We start from the raw sequence: 16987 nt of genomic DNA, 5'->3' as shown, positions 1-16987 counted from the left end.
TACTAATCGTGAAAATTATCGTATGTGTAAAACAGGTACCTGATACAAAGGGTGGAGTACAGTTTAACCCGGATGGTACATTAAATAGAGCTGCAATGCTTACAATCATGAATCCAGATGATAAAGCAGGTCTTGAAGCAGCACTTAGATTAAAAGATCAGTACGGAGCAGAAGTTACAGTTCTTACAATGGGTCTTCCAAAAGCTGAAGATGTTCTTCGTGAAGCTATAGCTATGGGTGCTGACAACGGAATCTTAGTAACAGACAGAGTTTTAGGTGGTGCTGATACTTGGGCTACATCTACAACAATTGCCGGTGCTATCAGAAACATTAAAGATTATGATATTATTATTACAGGACGTCAGGCTATCGACGGTGATACAGCTCAGGTTGGACCACAGATTGCTGAACATCTTGGAATCCCTGTTATTTCATATGCTGAAGGCATTGAAGTTGACGGAGACAGCGTAATCGTTAAGAGACAGTACGAAGACAGACATCATATGCTTAAGGCAAAGATGCCGGTTCTTATTACAGCTCTTTCAGAATTAAATGATCCTAGATATATGACTCCGGGTGGAATTTTTGATGCTTGTGATGCAGAAATTACAACTTGGGGAAGAGCAAATCTTGTTGATGTAGAAGATGGAGATCTTGGACTTAAGGGCTCACCTACAAAGATTGCTAAGGCTTCAGATAAGGTTCGTAAGGGTGCAGGCGAAAAGGTTACACCTGATTCACCGGAAGAAGCAGTTGAATACATCATGGACAAATTAATAACAAAGCACGTTATTTAATAGAGAGGAGATTATAATTATGCAGAACATTAATTTAGAAGATTATAAAGGCGTATTTGTCTTCGCTCAGCAGGTAGATAACGAATTAAGCCCAATCGCATTCGAATTACTTGGAGAAGCAGGAAGACTTGCAAAACCTTTAAATACAGAAGTTACAGCAGTACTTCTTGGATCAAAAGTTGGAAACTTGGTTGACAAATTAGCAGAATATGGTGCTGATAAGGTAATCGTAGTTGATGATCCTGAACTTGAAACATACAGAACTGAGCCATATGCACATGCATTAGCTTCAGTTATTGAAGAATACAAGCCTGAAATAATGTTAGTAGGTGCAACAGCTATCGGTAGAGATTTAGGTCCTACAGTTTCAGCCAGAGTAGCTACAGGTCTTACAGCAGACTGTACATTACTTGAAATTGGTGATTTTCCAATTAACCCAATTCCGGGAAAGGAGCAGAAGCACAATCAGTTACTTATGACTCGTCCTGCATTTGGTGGAAACACAATTGCTACAATCGCTTGTCCTGACAATAGACCACAGATGGCAACTGTTCGTGCAGGTGTTATGCAGAAGGCTGATCCTAAGCCTGGAGCAAAGGCAGAAGTTATTGAATTTAACCCTGGATTTGAGAAGAACAACAAGTATGTTGAAATTCTTGAAGTAGTTAAGTCAGTAGCTGAAACAGTAGATATTATGGATGCTAAGATTTTAGTATCCGGTGGACGTGGAGTTGGTTCAGCAGAGAACTTCAAGATTCTTGAAGACCTTGCAAAGGTTCTTGGTGGTGAAGTTTCATGTTCAAGAGCTGTTACAGATAATGGCTGGTTACCGGTTGACAGACAGGTAGGACAGACAGGTAAGACAGTTCGTCCACAGGTTTACTTTGCAATTGGTATTTCAGGTGCTATTCAGCACGTTGCCGGAATGGAAGAATCAGACTTAATCATCGCAATCAACAAAGACGAAGATGCTCCAATCTTTGACGTAGCTGATTATGGTATTGTAGGTGATTTAAACAAGGTAGTTCCACAGCTTACAGAAGCTATTAAGGCAGAACTTGCAAATAAATAATCGTGAAGCATTAAGCATAGCGAATAAATAAGAGATATAAAGAGAATGTCCCTTGCAACTATGGTTGCAGGAGGCATTCTTTTTATAATTGCATTGGACGAAGGAAATATATCTGTTGGAGATATGGTACTTGGCAGTGATAATAAATATGTGGTAAGTGTCCCATCAACCGAAGAAGGAAAATCCAATATAAAGTTGGGAAATTCAGGTACAGCAGATTACTATGTTATGACTATGAATGTTGATAAAGGATATTGTAAAAGCTATAAAATTAGACCTTATGTTGTATTGAGGGATGGAAGTGTGGTTTATGGTGCCATTCAGGGATATAATGTGTTCGATGTGGCAAAAAAAATATATGATAATAATTTAATGAACAATGAAAAATCCCATAATCTTCTTTATGACAATCTGATTAAATTAGTTGACCCTAATTATATGAGGGTGGATTTTGACTGCCCTAAAATAAATGCTGACACATAGAAGAATATATTAATTTGTAAAAATGTCAAAAATTACTTTTTGCACTAATTTGTTGAAAAATTAGGTAGATATAAACTGAATTTGTGGTATAATTAAATGGTGTTTTTGCACGAATAAATATATTCTAAAGAAAGGAAATGTATGGTCAGAGGACTGTACGGAGAGGAAAATGTTAGAAAAAATTTTCAAACTCAAACAGAACAACACTTCTGTAAAAACAGAAGTAATTGCGGGTCTTACAACATTTATGACTATGGCATATATTTTGGCTGTAAACCCGAACATCTTAAGTGATGGCACAGGCATGGATAAGGAAGCTATCCTTATTGCAACATGTTTAGCATCATTTATCGGTACTATGTGTATGGCTTTTATGGCAAATCTTCCATTTGCTTTATCAGCAGGTCTTGGACTTAATGCGTATTTTGCATACACAGTTTGTGGTGAAATGGGATATTCATGGCAGGTAGCGTTATTTGCAGTATTTGTTGAAGGTATTATCTTTATTGTACTTTCATTAACAAATGTACGTGAAGCTATCTTTGATGCAATTCCACTTAATCTTAAGAAAGCAGTATCAGTTGGTATCGGTTTATTTATTGCATTTATCGGATTACAGAATGCAGGTCTTGTTGTAGATTCATCAACACTTGTTACTATTACTGATTTCACAAAGAATTTCCACACAGCCGGAATCACAGCATTATTAGCTGTTATTGGTGTATTTATTACAGCTATACTTTATATTAAGAGAGTTAAAGGCTCAATTCTTATTGGTATCGTATCAACATGGGTTCTTGGAATTATATGTGAACTTACAAAAATCTATGTTCCTGATAACGAGAGCTTTTTCTCAGTTATTCCTACAAGATTTGTAAGCTTTGATTTTTCAGCATTAGGAAAAACATTTGGACAGTGCTTTAATCTTGATTTCAAGGCTGTAGGTATTGTAAACTTTATTATTGTTGTATTTGCATTCCTTTTTGTTGACTTATTTGATACATTGGGAACAATCATCGGTGTAAGTACAAAGGCAGGTATGCTTGATGAAAATGGAAAGTTACCAAACATCAAACCTGCACTTTTATCAGATGCTATTGCAACATCAGCAGGTGCCATACTTGGTACATCAACAACAACAACATTCGTTGAGTCATCAGCAGGTGTAGCAGAAGGTGGACGTACAGGTCTTACAGCAGTTATTACAGGTGTGTTATTCTTAGTAGCTGTAATTTTCTCACCTTTATTTATAACAATTCCATCATTCGCTACAGCTCCGGCACTTATTATGGTTGGATTCCTTATGTTTGGTGCAATTACAGACATTAAGTTTACAGATGAAAATTTAACAGAAGCAATTCCTGCTTACCTTTGTATTATTGCAATGCCATTATTCTATAGCATTTCAGAAGGTATTTCAGTAGGTATTATTTCATATGTATTACTTAACCTTGTTTGTGGAAAGGCTAAGAAGGTTAAACCATTATTATATGTTTTAGCTGTATTATTCGTTTTGAAATATATATTCTTATAAAAAGTTTAAAACCAATAAACAAAACAAAACCGGGCTTCAAAGCCCGGTTTTGTTTTGTTTGTCTATCATTATTTTGTTATTGTATTATTTCATCATCAGGCATAACCAATGCTGCTATGATGTAAGCAACAATACCCGTACCACATGAACACAATGTAACAAGACACCAAATAAGTCTTACAACAGTAGAATCAATGTTTAAATAAACACCTAAACCGCCACATACACCGCATAACTTTCTGTCAGTACCGGATTTACATAGTCTTTTCTTCATAAAAAACTCCTTATCTTATTAATAAGTCATAGCCTTTTCTTCGCCACTCATAACCCTTAATGCACCCTGTGCTAAAGCTAATAATTCATCTTCACCAGGATAAATTGTTATAGGAGCAAGGAAACTTACAGCGTTCTTGAAGTATTCCTGAGTGATAGCATTGTAAGCAATACCACCTGTTAAGATAATCTGGTCAATCTTACCACCAAGAACAACAGCCATAGCACCGATTTCTTTTGCTAACTGATAATGGAAAGCATCCATTACTAACTGGGCTTTTTCATCATCCTTAGCCATTTTTACAAGGTCTCTCATATCGTTAGTTCCAACATAAGCATTGAAACCACCGTTACCGTTAATCATCTTTGAAACTTCAGCCTGAGTATATTTTCCGCTAAAGCAAAGCTTCATTAAAGCACCTGATGGAAGTCCACCTGATCTTTCAGGAGAGAAAGGACCGTCACCATCTAAAGCATTGGCAACATCAATAACCTTGCCGTTCTTATGAGCTCCAACTGAAACACCGCCACCCATATGAACAACGATTAAGTTAAGGTCTTCATATGCTTTTCCAACTTCTTTCGCATATCTCTTAGCAACAGCCTTCTGGTTTAATGCATGGAAAATTGAAATTCTTGGCATTTCAGGGTGACCTGAAAGTCTTGCAACGTCCTGTAATTCATCAACAACTACAGGGTCAACAATATATGATGGAACATTGATTTCAGATGCAATCTCTTTAGCAAGAATACCGCCTAAGTTAGAAGCATGCTGTCCCTGTTTTCCAATCTTTAAATCCTCTAATAATTCAGGTGTTGTTTCATATGTACCACCTGGTATTGGTTTAAGAAGACCACCACGACCTACAACAACATCAATATCATTAAGGTCTACACCTTTTTCCTTTAAAACATCAAGAATAACTTCTTTTCTGAAATCCTTCTGATCATAAATAGTAGCATACTGTGCAATCTCTTCTGTAGAATGTCTGAGAGTTTCTTCCATTAACTGGGTTTCATCTTCATAAACACCAATTTTAGTAGAAGTAGAACCCGGATTAATAATTAAAATTTTATATGACATAACTGCCTCCTTTATTTTAATTTCTCTGCAACGATTGCTGCAAGAGCAATAGAGTTAACTTTAACTTCAAATTCATCTGAACGGGATGTAAGAATAACAGGAGCTTTTGTACCTGTTAAAATATTACCGTTTTTACATTCAGCAGTGTGAACTAATGCCTTATATGTAATGTTACCTGCGTGAATATCAGGGAATAATAATACATCAGCATCACCAACAATTTTTCTGTTAGTTGTTCCTTTGTGGAATGCAGCCTGAGGCTCAATAGCAAGGTCAAGGGAAAGAGGTCCGTCAACGATACATCCTTCAATTTCACCATTTTCATTCATTTTTGTAAGTTCGTCAGCATCAACTGTGCAAGGCATCTTAGGGTTTACAACTTCAACTGCTGCAAGTGGTGCAACCTTAGGACACTCAATGCCACAGGCATGAGCAATTTCAACTGTGTTTCTAATAATGTTTGCCTTTGTTTCGAGATTAGGATAAGGAACAAAAGCAACGTCTGATAAGAATAAAAGATGATCAATACCCTTTATTTCAAATACGCAAACATGTGATAATGTTTTGTCTGTTCTTAAACCAACTTCCTTATCTAATACACTCTTAAGGAATGATTTTGTATCAATAAGTCCCTTCATGTACATATCAGCTTCGCCGTCATGAACTAATTTAACAGCAGTTCTTGCTGCTTCAATAGGATCGGCAACATCGATTATTTTATAATCATTTAAATGCATTTTAAGAACCTGTGCAATTGTTCTTATTTTAGATTCATCACCAACTAAAATAGCATCGGCAATGCCTCTTTCTTTTGCAGCCTTTACAGCCTCCAAAACAGCATCATCGTGTGCGCATGCTACAGCAACAGTCTTTTTAGGACAATCTGCAACCTGTTTTAGTAAATCATCAAAACTTTTACTCATATTCATGTACCTCTTAAATTTTATTTTCTTCAAATATTGCCCTGCAATATTTGGGATAAACCACCTTAAATAATAGCACCAGCACCACATTCGGTCAAGGAAAAACGCTGTTTATAGGGAAAAGATGTTCCATAAAAAGTATAAATATTTTCTAATTGCTAACTTTAACCATAAAGGGTATACTTGTTTAGTAAAAAATTAATTTGAGGACGTATTCATGAAGAGTTTACTAAAGTATTTAAAAAATTATAAGAAGGAATCATTTTGCGCACCATTGTTTAAAATGCTTGAAGCATGTTTTGATTTAATTGTACCGTTAGTAGTATCAGCAATTATTGACAATGGTATAAAGACAAATGACACATCATATGTGTTAAAAATGGGAGGAGTTCTTGTATTATTAGCTTTTGTGGGACTGGCATTTTCCATTACAGCCCAGTATTTTGCTGCAAAAGCATCAGCCGGTTTCGGACAGGAATTAAGACATGAGTTATTTAGTCATATTCAAAAGCTTTCCTATACCAATGTAGATAAATACGGCGCATCTACATTTATTACAAGAATGACAGCAGACGCGAACCTTGTTCAGTCTCAGGTAAACATGGCTCTCAGACTGTTACTTCGTTCACCTTTTATTGTTTTCGGTGCCATGATTATGGCATTTTTTGTTGATTTTAAAACCGCATTGGTATTTGCTGTTTCCATACCGGTTTTGTCAGTTATAGTATATGGAATAATGCTTATAACAATTCCTCTTTACAAAAAGGTTCAGGGAGCTCTTGACAAGGTAATGGGAAGTACCAGAGAAAATTTAAGCGGTACAAGAGTTATCAGGGCTTTTAATAAGGAAGATGAAGAAATTGACAGATATAATAGTGAAAATGAACTATTAAATAAATTTCAGATTTTTGCCGGAAAAATTTCCACAATAATGAATCCTATGACCTATATAGTTATAAACGTTGCTATTATTGCAATTTTGTGGATAGGTGGGGAAAGGGTTGATACAGGCATACTGACTCAGGGAAAGGTTGTTGCCTTAGTTAACTATATGTCTCAGGTTTTAGTTGAATTAGTTAAATTGGCAAGTCTTATTATTAATCTTACAAAGGCATTTGCTTCCGCGAAAAGAATACAGGACATATTTGATATACCATGCAATATAGAGCAGGGAACTTTAAAGCAGGGTAGTGATAAGGAAAATATTGTGGAATTTGACAATGTATCCTTAACCTATGAATTATCAAAGGAGCCATCCATAGAAGGAGTAAATCTTAAAGTTAAAAAAGGTCAGACTATTGGAATCATAGGTGGAACAGGCTCTGGAAAAACCACCCTTGTAAATCTTATACCAAGATTTTATGATGCCACGGAAGGCACCGTTAAAATAGAAGGTGTAGATGTAAAGGAGTTTAATAAGGAAGAACTGGGAATGAAGGTTGGTATAGTACCTCAAAAGGCATTGTTGTTTAAGGGAACTATTAGAAGCAATCTTTTGTGGGGGAATGAAAATGCCACGGAAGAAGATATGATAATGGCGTTAAAACGTTCCCAAAGCTATGATTTTGTTATGGAAAAGGATAACGGCTTAGATGCTGATGTGGCACAAAACGGAAAGAACTTTTCCGGAGGACAAAAACAGCGTCTTAGTATTGCAAGAGCTCTTGTAAGAAATCCGGAAATCCTTATATTAGATGACAGTTCTTCAGCACTGGATTTTGTTACAGATGCAAAGCTTAGGGCAGCCATAAAGGAATTAAAGGATACCACGGTTTTTGTGGTTTCCCAAAGAACTGCTGCCATAATGGATGCAGATAACATTTTAGTGTTAGATGACGGAAAAGTAGCAGGAGTGGGAAAACATGAGGAATTGCTGGAAAATTGTCATGTATATAAAGAAATATATGATTCACAGTTTAAAAAATCACAAGAGGAGGGCAAATAAATGAAAGATAATATGATTTCACAAAAAGAGGCTCTCATAGAACTGGGAAAAAGAATAAAAAAATATTGGTACATGTTGGCAGGCTCCATGGTCTTTGCTGTGGTGTATGTTGTACTATCATTGTATATTCCAAAGCTTATAGGTTATGGAACAGATAAAATTATTGATGCTAAAAAGGTAGATTTTTCGGGACTTAAGAATGTGATTTTTACCATAGTGATTTGTGCCATAGTGGCAGGAATTGCCCAGTGGATTATGGGACTATGTAACAACAGAATTACATTTAATGTAATAAGAGATATAAGAGAGGAAGCATTTGCAAAGACGCAGCGACTTCCTGTAAGCTACATTGATTCAAGGTCAAGTGGCGACATAGTAAATAATGTAATTACAGATGTTGACCAGTTAGCAGACGGTTTGCTTATGGGATTTTCAAATCTCTTTACGGGAGTTGTAACCATTGTTTTAACCCTTATATTTATGTTGCAGACTAACTGGAAAATAGCCTTAGTTGTAATTTTAATTACACCGGTTTCTTTCTTTGTGGCAGGCTTTATTGCAAAGCGCACCTATTCTATGTTTAGAAAGCAGTCAGAAATAAGAGGTGAGCAGACGGCATTAATAGATGAAACAATTAGTGGTATTAAAGTTGTAAAAGCCTTTGGACAGGAAGAAAACACTGTTAAAAGGTTTGATGAAGTAAATGACAGATTATGTGATGTTAATATGAAGGCAACTTTCTATTCCTCTATAACTAACCCATCTACCAGATTTGTAAACAATTTAGTTTATGCAGGGGTTACCATAAGTGGTGGTTTAGAAGCGGTTTTAACCGGAGGAATTACAGTAGGTGGTCTGACATGTATATTAAGCTATGCAAATCAGTACACAAAGCCTTTTAATGAAATATCAGGTGTTGTTACGGAACTTCAAAATGCAATTGCATGTAGTGCAAGAGTATTTACACTGATAAATGAAGAACCGGTAAAAGATGTTGAAAAAAATGAAGATACGGTACTTGATAACATATCAGGAAAGGTCGATATTGAAAATGTTGATTTTTCCTATGTACCTGACAAAAAGCTTATAGAAAACCTGAATCTTCATGTGGCACCGGGAGAACGTGTTGCCATAGTAGGGCCTACAGGTTGCGGTAAGACTACAATAATAAATCTTCTTATGAGATTTTACGATGTTAATTCGGGAAAAATATCAGTAGAAGAAAAAGATATAAGAGATGTAACAAGAAAAAGCCTTAGAAATTCTTACGGAATGGTGTTGCAGGAAACATGGCTTAGAAATGCAACTGTAGCTGAAAATATTGCCATGGCAAAGCCTGACGCCTCAAGAGAAGAAATAATAAGTGCTGCAAAGTCAAGTCATGCTCATAGTTTTATAAAGCGTCTTTCGGAGGGATACGATACTGTTATAGGAGAAGATGGAGGAAATCTTTCCCAGGGGCAAAAACAGCTTCTTTGTATAACAAGGGTAATGCTGGCATTGCCACCAATGCTTATTTTAGATGAAGCTACTTCATCCATTGATACAAGAACGGAAATCAGGATACAAAGGGCATTTAACAAAATGATGAAAGGAAGAACAACCTTTATTGTTGCCCACAGACTTTCAACCATAAAAGAAGCAGACTGTATTTTGGTTATGAATGCAGGAAAGATTATTGAGCAGGGAAATCATGAGGAGCTTCTTGCCAAAAAAGGATTTTATTATAAACTGTGGAACAGCTAAAAGGCTGTGCCACAGTTTGACTTCTTAAAATCAATTTCGTTTTTTATAAAGTATAGAAATACAAGCATAATAGCAAGGGCACTTATTCCGGCAGAAACTATGTCAAACATTTTGCCGGAGAAAGAAGAAAAACTAAATATAAATTTTATCAGTTTACCCGCTACCAGACTGCAAAATAGCCAGGCAGTGGGTTTTATAATGTTATCTGTAGCGGAGAAGGAGAAATGTATTTCTTTATAAATATATAATCCGTGGAGAAGGGTTGTTAACAGATTACTTATTAAAAGTCCCCATAAATAGCCTGTTATACCAATAAGGGGAACTATAAACCAAAGACAGACAAGCCTTATAATGGTACCTATTACATTATGGACAAAGGCAGTGTTGGTTTTTCCAAGACCATGAAGTACGGAGCCTAAAGTAATGGATAAATACATAAAAGGGCAAAGCCATGCCAATATTTTGATATATTCACCTGCTTCACTATGACCGAAAATTGTAGTTCCTATAAAATCACCATAACATAGGAAAATACCTATGCAAAATATTCCCGTGACAAAGGAGAACCATACAGATACCTCTGTGGTTTTTATTACGTTTTGAGACTTGCCACCGGCATTTTCTCCTGCAATGGCAGGTAAAATCATGGTAGAAACAGATGTATTAATGGCTGATGGAAAAGTGACCACTGGAAGTGCCATTCCGGTAAGTATTCCATAAACACTTAAGGCATCATTAGAAGTCATTCCGCTTTTTACCAGAACAATAGGTACTAATATAGCTTCTATACATTGAAGAAATGTAATCATTATCTTGTTAATTGTAAGTATGTATGAAACTGAAAAAAGATTTTTAATCTGAAAGAAAAGCTGGTTAATTTTAAATTTGTAGATTTTTTCAGTGCTTATTGCAATTACACAGAAAATAACCCCTCCTAATTCTGATATTACCATTGAATATACTGCAATAAGAGGAGTGATTTCTATGGCTTTTTCCACCCAGACCAGTCCTAATATGTATAGGGAAATAACCTTAACAATCTGCTCAAAAATAGAGGAAACAGCCGGAACAAAGGTTTTCTTCAGACCTAAATAATATCCCGATACACAGGCATGAAAGGTGGTAAGGGGAATGGTTATGGCTGCATATTTTAAAAGTTTTTCACATTCATTGTTTTTTATTATGTGTAAAGAAATACTGTCTGCAAAATAAAAAAGCAGAAGTGCTGTTGTAACAGACAGAAATAATGACATTATAATGCTACTTACAAATACAAGAAATTTATCTTTGTTATTACGGCTTTCTGCAACAAATCTGGATACGGCAATTTGTATTCCACCACAGCTTAAGGCAACACAAAAGCCTAAAACCGGAAAGATTAATTGAAAAATTCCCATACCTCTTGCAACTATTAAGTTTGACAGGAATATTCTATATAAGAAACCTATTACCCTGCTTAAAACACTGGCAAGGGTAAGAATAATTGTACCTTTGATAATTTGATTTTTTACTGACATAGCAACACATAGCAATAATTATTTATACAATTTATTCACAAAATGGGAAAAAATGCTATTAACATAAAATAAATAAAGGAGTAGGCCATGATATATCTGGATAATGCAGCAACTACAAAAATAAGCGATGGGGCAATAAAGGCAATGGAGCCTTATATAAATGAAGTGTATTCTAATCCGTCAGGAGTGTATGCTTTTTCAAAAATGTCCAAGGAACTTATTGAAGAAACCAGAAAAAACATAGCAGATTTTATAAATGCCAAACCGGAAAATATTTTCTTTACCTCCGGAGGAACTGAATCCGATAACTGGGCATTAGAAAACTCAAAAAATAACGGAAAACACATAATAACATCAAAAATCGAACATCACGCAATTTTAAATAAGTGTCAGCAGTTAGAAAAGGATAAAATGAAAGCAACTTACCTAAACGTAGACAGTCAGGGAGTGGTAAATGCTGATGATGTGGAACGAAATATAAGGAATGACACGGCAATTATTTCAATTATGTTTGCCAACAATGAAATTGGAACAATAGAGCCTGTAAAAGAAATAGGTAAGATTGCTAAGGAGCATAATATAATTTTTCATACAGATGCAGTTCAGGCTTTTGGGCATGTATCCATAGACGTGGAGAAAATGAATCTTGACATGATGAGTGCCAGCAGCCATAAGTTTCATGGACCAAAGGGAGTGGGATTTTTATATGTGAGAAATCCTGAAAAAATGATCCCCCTTATTTATGGAGGGGGACAGGAAAGAGGAAAACGTTCAGGAACGGAAAATGTAATTGGCATTGCTGGAATGAACGGGGCGTTACAGGAAGTGATGTCTAACTTTAATGATAGAGTGCAAAAGGAAACTAATTTAAGAAATTATCTTATAAACAGAGTTTTAAGTGAAATACCGTATATAAAATTAAACGGCAGTATGGCAAGAAGGCTTCCGGGAAATGCCAATTTTACCATTGCAGGAGTGGATGGTACCTCGTTAGTAGTATTAATGGATAATGACGGCATATGTATTTCATCAGGCTCGGCCTGTTCCTCAGGTTCAGATGCACCATCCCATGTAATATCTGCAATAGGTGTACCGGAGAAATTTGCTTATGGAACTGTAAGAATAACATTGTGCAGTGATAACACAAAGGAAGAAATTGATTACACCATTCACAGATTAAAGGAAAACATAAAAATGTTAAGAAGCAGGTAAAAAAAGAAAAACTACGTGTGCCATAGGAACAAATCCATACAGCCACGTAGCTTTACATAAATTATTTCTCATAAATCTTTAAATTATATCTGTTAGCTATATCCTCTATTTTGTTGAAACCAAAACCTATATCACAAGCCTTGTGGGCATCAGAACCTATCGTCACATATTTTCCACCAAGTTCAGTGTAACGTTTTATAATGTCTGTGTGAGGATTTGGAAAATCAAGACCCTTAGCAAGTCCTGCTGTGTTAATTTCCAACTTTATATAGTGAGTAATAATAAACTTTAATATTTCATCAATTACATCCATGTAATCAAAAACACAGTAATTAGCATCTTTATTTGGGCTGTATCGCACTATGTAATCCAAATGACCTAAGGTATCAACGGAATTAAAACTATGCAAAGCATCAAGGAGGGTGGAAAAGTACAATTCAAAAGCCTCCCTGTCGGTGTGGGATTCCCAAAAACTGTAATAATAAGGGTCCATATTGTCAACCACATGGCAGGAGCCTATAACAAAATCAAAGTTTACATTATGTAAAAGCTTCCTGCATAATTGGACATTATCCATTGTAATGCCAAGTTCCACACCTTTTAGAATCTGAATTTTGTTTTTATACTTGTCTGCATAATGGTTTAATGTGTCAAAATACCTGTTAAAATCAATATAAGGTGACTCTCCTTTAACAGGCCAGTTAAAATCCTGATGGTCTGTTATGGCAATTTGTTTCATATTTAAAGAAACTGCTTTTTTTATAATATTATCTAAAGTTTCCTCGCTGTCAAAAGAAAAACTGCTGTGAACATGATAATCTGAATACATAAAAACTCCTTTATTAGTGTGCATGAATAAAAAATGAAAAAATAAGCAAAATATCAGTTGTTAAAACAATCAGGCTTTTGCATTAATAACAAAAACAGCCGGTGAAAATATTTTGTTTACACCTAGAAAAATATAACAAAAATACCAATAAAAATCTACTTTTAAGTGCAATTATGGATTTCTTGACAAAATTTTAACAAAAAACCAATAAAAACCACAAAAACACCTTGATATTTGTAAATGAATTATGTAAAATAAGTTTTAGGTTAATGAAGATTAACAAAAAATTTTTAAATTCTTATTTTTAGGAGGAAAAATCAAATGGCAGTTAAAGTTGCAATTAACGGATTTGGACGTATCGGACGTCTTGCATTCAGACAGATGTTTGGAGCAGAAGGTTATGAAGTAGTAGCTATCAACGACTTAACAAGTCCTAAGATGTTAGCTCACTTATTAAAGTATGATTCATCACAGGGTAAATACGAAAAGGCTGATACAGTTTCAGCTACAGAAGACTCTATCATCGTTGATGGTAAGGAAATCAAGATTTACGCTGAAGCAGATGCTTCAAAATGTCCTTGGGGCGAGCTTAATGTAGACGTAGTTTTAGAGTGTACAGGTTTCTATACATCTAAGGCAAAAGCTCAGGCTCATATCGATGCAGGTGCTCGTAAGGTTGTTATTTCAGCTCCAGCTGGAAATGATCTTCCTACAATCGTTTACAATACAAACCATACAACACTTAAGCCGGAAGATACAATTATCTCAGCAGCTTCATGTACAACAAACTGTTTAGCACCTATGGCTGATGCACTTAACAAGTACGCTCCAATCCAGAGTGGTATCATGTTAACAATTCATGCTTACACAGGTGATCAGATGACTCTTGACGGACCACAGAGAAAAGGTGATTTAAGAAGATCAAGAGCAGCAGCAGTTAACATCGTTCCTAACTCAACAGGTGCTGCAAAGGCTATCGGATTAGTTATTCCTGAATTAAACGGAAAATTAATCGGTTCTGCACAGAGAGTTCCAGTTCCTACAGGATCAACAACAGTTCTTACAGCTGTAGTTAAGGGAAAAGACATTACTGTTGAAGGAATCAACGAAGCAATGAAGGCAGCTTCAAATGAATCTTACGGATACAATGAAGACGAAATCGTATCAAGCGATATCGTAGGAATGAGATATGGTTCATTATTCGATGCAACACAGACAATGGTATCAAAGGTTGACGATGATACTTATGAAGTACAGGTTGTTTCATGGTATGACAATGAAAACTCATACACAAGCCAGATGGTTAGAACAATTAAATACTTCTCAGAACTTGCTTAATTAATAAGTATTATAAAAGTTCTCTAATATTTAAATTAGATCCAAATGGGTCCGGCTTTAGGGCCGGACCTTTTGTTATATGAAAGGAGCACAAATATGCTTAATAAGAAATCAGTTGATGATATTAATGTTAAAGGATTAAGAGTTTTAGTTCGTTGTGACTTTAATGTACCTTTAAAGGAAGGTGTTATTACAGACGAAAACCGTCTTGTTGCAGCACTTCCTACAATCAAGAAATTAATTAATGATGGTGGAAAGGTTATACTTTGCTCACATCTTGGAAAACCAAAGGGAGAGCCAAAGCCTGAATTATCTCTTGCACCTGTAGCAGTAAGACTTTCAGAATTATTAGGACAGGAAGTTAAGTTTGCAGCAGATGACAATGTAGTAGGTGAAAATGCTAAGGCAGCTGTAGCAGCTATGAAGGATGGAGACGTAGTTCTTCTTCAGAATACACGTTACAGAGCAGAAGAAACAAAGAACGGAGACGAATTCTCAAAGGAATTAGCTTCACTTTGTGATGTATTTGTAAATGATGCTTTTGGTACAGCTCATAGAGCACACTGCTCAAACGTTGGTGTTACAAAATATGTTGATACAGCAGTAGTTGGATATTTAATGCAGAAGGAAATCGATTTCCTTGGAAATGCAGTAAACAATCCTGTAAGACCTTTCGTAGCTATTCTTGGTGGCGCTAAGGTTGCTGATAAGTTAAATGTTATTAACAACTTACTTGAAAAATGCGATACACTTATTATTGGTGGTGGTATGGCATACACATTTGTTAAGGCACAGGGAGGAAACGTTGGTATTTCATTAGTTGATGATACTAAGTTAGATTACTGCCTTGATATGATTAAGAAGGCAGAAGAATTAGGAAAGAAATTATTACTTCCTATTGATACAGTTGCAGCTGACGGATTCCCTGATCCTATTGACGCAGAAATTGAAACAATGATAGTTCCAACTAATGCAATTCCTGATGACAAGGAAGGACTTGATATTGGACCTAAGACACGTGAACTTTTTGCAGATGCTGTAAAGAATGCTAAGACAGTAGTTTGGAACGGACCTATGGGCGTTTCAGAAAACCCATGTCTTGCAGCAGGTACTGTAGCAGTAGCTCAGGCATTAGCTGACACAGATGCAACAACAATCATCGGTGGTGGTGATTCAGCAGCAGCAGTAAACAACCTTGGATTCGGCGATAAGATGACTCACATTTCAACAGGTGGTGGAGCTTCACTTGAATTCCTTGAAGGAAAAGATTTACCAGGTGTTGTAGCAGCAAACGACAAATAACGCTAAGGCAAATGAGTCCATTTACACAAAAATAAATCAAGAACAATGAATGCTTGCATTCATTTGTTCATAGATTTATTTTTGTGAAGCTGGCGAATGCCAGCGTGCTTATTGACGTGGAACGTCAATAAGGAATGGAAAAAGTGTTAACATATAAAGGAGACATAAACATGAGAAAGAAGATTATTGCAGGCAACTGGAAAATGAACAAAACTCCTAGCGAGGCAGTTGCATTAATAAATGAATTAAAGCCATTAGTAGCAAATGACGAAGTAGACGTAGTATTTTGCGTACCTGCTATTGATTTAGTTCCTGCCATTGAAGCAGCAAAGGATACTAACATCAGCATTGGTGCAGAAAATATGTACTTTGAAGAAAGTGGAGCATATACAGGAGAAATCGCTCCTAACATGCTTACAGATATTGGAGTAAAATACGTTATTATCGGACATTCAGAAAGAAGAGAATACTTTGCTGAAACAGATGAAACAGTTAATAAGAAAGTTCTTAAGGCATTTGAACATGGTATTACACCAATCATTTGTTGTGGAGAATCTCTTACACAGAGAGAACAGGGAATTACAATTGACTGGATTCGTCAGCAGATTAAGATTGCTTTCTTAAATGTAACAGCAGATCAGGCTAAGACAGCAGTTATCGCTTATGAGCCAATCTGGGCTATTGGAACAGGTAAGACAGCAACATCTGACCAGGCTGAAGAAGTATGTGCAGCAATCAGAGAATGCATTAAGGAAGTTTATGATGAAGCTACAGCTGAAGCAATCAGAATTCAGTATGGCGGATCAATGAATGCCGGAAATGCAGCTGAGTTATTAGCTAAACCTGACATTGACGGTGGTTTAGTAGGCGGTGCAAGCCTTAAGCCGGATTTTGGAAAGATTGTAAACTATAACAAATAATAAATTGTCTAA

At 35.9% G+C, this 16987-nt stretch carries 15 protein-coding genes; 10 read left to right on the top strand and 5 right to left on the bottom strand.

All coding sequences use genetic code 11. The features are described from left to right. Window positions 1-8 precede the first annotated feature (8 nt). The 4 genes from DWW68_RS12020 to DWW68_RS12005 all read left to right on the top strand — a co-directional run bounded on the left by DWW68_RS12020 (window position 9) and on the right by DWW68_RS12005 (window position 3886). Window positions 9-797, top strand: a complete 789-nt coding sequence (locus DWW68_RS12020; RefSeq protein WP_021953887.1) for an electron transfer flavoprotein subunit beta/FixA family protein — start codon at window positions 9-11, stop codon at window positions 795-797. Window positions 798-816: 19 nt separating this feature from the next. Beyond that, window positions 817-1869, top strand: a complete 1053-nt coding sequence (locus tag DWW68_RS12015) for an electron transfer flavoprotein subunit alpha/FixB family protein (protein WP_021953888.1) — start codon at window positions 817-819, stop codon at window positions 1867-1869. A 45-nt stretch (window positions 1870-1914) separates the two neighbouring features. Then, on the top strand, window positions 1915-2352 hold the full coding sequence (locus tag DWW68_RS12010) for a hypothetical protein (protein WP_118590066.1): 438 nt from the start codon (window positions 1915-1917) through the stop codon (window positions 2350-2352). A gap of 169 nt (window positions 2353-2521) precedes the next feature. Further along, complete coding sequence (locus DWW68_RS12005; RefSeq protein WP_118590064.1) at window positions 2522-3886, top strand: NCS2 family permease; 1365 nt, start codon at window positions 2522-2524, stop codon at window positions 3884-3886. Window positions 3887-3962: 76 nt separating this feature from the next. On the opposite strand, the gene DWW68_RS12000 is transcribed toward DWW68_RS12005, so the two are convergent. From DWW68_RS12000 to ptb, 3 genes are read right to left on the bottom strand one after another with little or no spacing between them, the layout of a single operon-like run. After that, window positions 3963-4160 carry a PspC domain-containing protein gene (locus DWW68_RS12000; RefSeq protein WP_021953891.1) on the bottom strand — a complete coding sequence of 66 codons (198 nt, stop codon included), beginning with the start codon at window positions 4158-4160 and terminating at the stop codon, window positions 3963-3965. Between the two features lie 18 nt (window positions 4161-4178). Beyond that, window positions 4179-5243: a butyrate kinase gene (gene buk / locus DWW68_RS11995; protein WP_021953892.1), complete on the bottom strand. Its 1065-nt coding sequence runs from the start codon at window positions 5241-5243 to the stop codon at window positions 4179-4181. Window positions 5244-5254: 11 nt separating this feature from the next. Further along, on the bottom strand, window positions 5255-6166 hold the full coding sequence (gene ptb / locus DWW68_RS11990) for a phosphate butyryltransferase (protein ID WP_021953893.1): 912 nt from the start codon (window positions 6164-6166) through the stop codon (window positions 5255-5257). Between the two features lie 217 nt (window positions 6167-6383). On the opposite strand from ptb, the gene DWW68_RS11985 reads away from it, so the two are divergent. Together DWW68_RS11985 and DWW68_RS11980 are read left to right on the top strand one after the other, a co-directional pair. Further along, on the top strand, window positions 6384-8111 hold the full coding sequence (locus tag DWW68_RS11985; RefSeq protein ID WP_118590062.1) for an ABC transporter ATP-binding protein: 1728 nt from the start codon (window positions 6384-6386) through the stop codon (window positions 8109-8111). Further along, window positions 8112-9857 carry an ABC transporter ATP-binding protein gene (locus DWW68_RS11980; protein ID WP_118590060.1) on the top strand — a complete coding sequence of 582 codons (1746 nt, stop codon included), beginning with the start codon at window positions 8112-8114 and terminating at the stop codon, window positions 9855-9857. Here DWW68_RS11980 and DWW68_RS11975 read toward each other — a convergent pair. Continuing rightward, window positions 9854-11374 carry a polysaccharide biosynthesis protein gene (locus DWW68_RS11975; protein ID WP_118590058.1) on the bottom strand — a complete coding sequence of 507 codons (1521 nt, stop codon included), beginning with the start codon at window positions 11372-11374 and terminating at the stop codon, window positions 9854-9856. The two genes, DWW68_RS11980 and DWW68_RS11975, sit on opposite strands and share 4 nt — an antisense overlap. 87 nt (window positions 11375-11461) lie before the next feature. Here DWW68_RS11975 and DWW68_RS11970 point away from each other — a divergent pair, with 87 nt between their 5' ends. After that, complete coding sequence (locus DWW68_RS11970; RefSeq protein WP_118590056.1) at window positions 11462-12586, top strand: cysteine desulfurase family protein; 1125 nt, start codon at window positions 11462-11464, stop codon at window positions 12584-12586. A 61-nt stretch (window positions 12587-12647) separates the two neighbouring features. Here DWW68_RS11970 and DWW68_RS11965 read toward each other — a convergent pair whose 3' ends face one another. Beyond that, window positions 12648-13415, bottom strand: coding sequence for a histidinol-phosphatase HisJ family protein (locus tag DWW68_RS11965; RefSeq protein WP_021953898.1), 768 nt, complete (start codon window positions 13413-13415; stop codon window positions 12648-12650). Window positions 13416-13736: 321 nt separating this feature from the next. Between DWW68_RS11965 and gap the strand changes: the two genes are divergently transcribed. From gap to tpiA, 3 genes are all read left to right on the top strand, one after another. Then, on the top strand, window positions 13737-14753 hold the full coding sequence (gene gap / locus DWW68_RS11960) for a type I glyceraldehyde-3-phosphate dehydrogenase (protein ID WP_118590052.1): 1017 nt from the start codon (window positions 13737-13739) through the stop codon (window positions 14751-14753). A 96-nt stretch (window positions 14754-14849) separates the two neighbouring features. Then, window positions 14850-16055, top strand: a complete 1206-nt coding sequence (locus DWW68_RS11955; protein WP_021953900.1) for a phosphoglycerate kinase — start codon at window positions 14850-14852, stop codon at window positions 16053-16055. Window positions 16056-16225: 170 nt separating this feature from the next. Further along, window positions 16226-16975: a triose-phosphate isomerase gene (gene tpiA / locus DWW68_RS11950; protein WP_118590050.1), complete on the top strand. Its 750-nt coding sequence runs from the start codon at window positions 16226-16228 to the stop codon at window positions 16973-16975. The last annotated feature ends 12 nt before the right edge of the window (window positions 16976-16987 follow it).

The sequence above is a fragment of the Eubacterium sp. AF16-48 genome, from assembly GCF_003479405.1.
GTDB lineage: Bacteria > Bacillota > Clostridia > Lachnospirales > Lachnospiraceae > Eubacterium_G > Eubacterium_G segne.
Note: the sequence above shows the minus strand (reverse complement) of the source record. Positions and strands in the feature narration are given on the sequence as shown.

What these genes read in the sequence shown, in the direction of transcription:
- buk (WP_021953892.1), bottom strand. Translation starts at nt 5,243, where the DNA reads ATGTCATATAAAATTTTAATTATTAATCCGGGTTCTACTTCTACTAAA.
- tpiA (WP_118590050.1), top strand. Translation starts at nt 16,226, where the DNA reads ATGAGAAAGAAGATTATTGCAGGCAACTGGAAAATGAACAAAACTCCT.
- DWW68_RS12010 (WP_118590066.1), top strand. Translation starts at nt 1,915, where the DNA reads ATGTCCCTTGCAACTATGGTTGCAGGAGGCATTCTTTTTATAATTGCA.
- DWW68_RS11955 (WP_021953900.1), top strand. Translation starts at nt 14,850, where the DNA reads ATGCTTAATAAGAAATCAGTTGATGATATTAATGTTAAAGGATTAAGA.
- DWW68_RS11985 (WP_118590062.1), top strand. Translation starts at nt 6,384, where the DNA reads ATGAAGAGTTTACTAAAGTATTTAAAAAATTATAAGAAGGAATCATTT.
- DWW68_RS11975 (WP_118590058.1), bottom strand. Translation starts at nt 11,374, where the DNA reads ATGTCAGTAAAAAATCAAATTATCAAAGGTACAATTATTCTTACCCTT.
- DWW68_RS12000 (WP_021953891.1), bottom strand. Translation starts at nt 4,160, where the DNA reads ATGAAGAAAAGACTATGTAAATCCGGTACTGACAGAAAGTTATGCGGT.
- gap (WP_118590052.1), top strand. Translation starts at nt 13,737, where the DNA reads ATGGCAGTTAAAGTTGCAATTAACGGATTTGGACGTATCGGACGTCTT.
- DWW68_RS12005 (WP_118590064.1), top strand. Translation starts at nt 2,522, where the DNA reads ATGTTAGAAAAAATTTTCAAACTCAAACAGAACAACACTTCTGTAAAA.
- DWW68_RS11970 (WP_118590056.1), top strand. Translation starts at nt 11,462, where the DNA reads ATGATATATCTGGATAATGCAGCAACTACAAAAATAAGCGATGGGGCA.
- ptb (WP_021953893.1), bottom strand. Translation starts at nt 6,166, where the DNA reads ATGAGTAAAAGTTTTGATGATTTACTAAAACAGGTTGCAGATTGTCCT.
- DWW68_RS11980 (WP_118590060.1), top strand. Translation starts at nt 8,112, where the DNA reads ATGAAAGATAATATGATTTCACAAAAAGAGGCTCTCATAGAACTGGGA.
- DWW68_RS11965 (WP_021953898.1), bottom strand. Translation starts at nt 13,415, where the DNA reads ATGTATTCAGATTATCATGTTCACAGCAGTTTTTCTTTTGACAGCGAG.
- DWW68_RS12015 (WP_021953888.1), top strand. Translation starts at nt 817, where the DNA reads ATGCAGAACATTAATTTAGAAGATTATAAAGGCGTATTTGTCTTCGCT.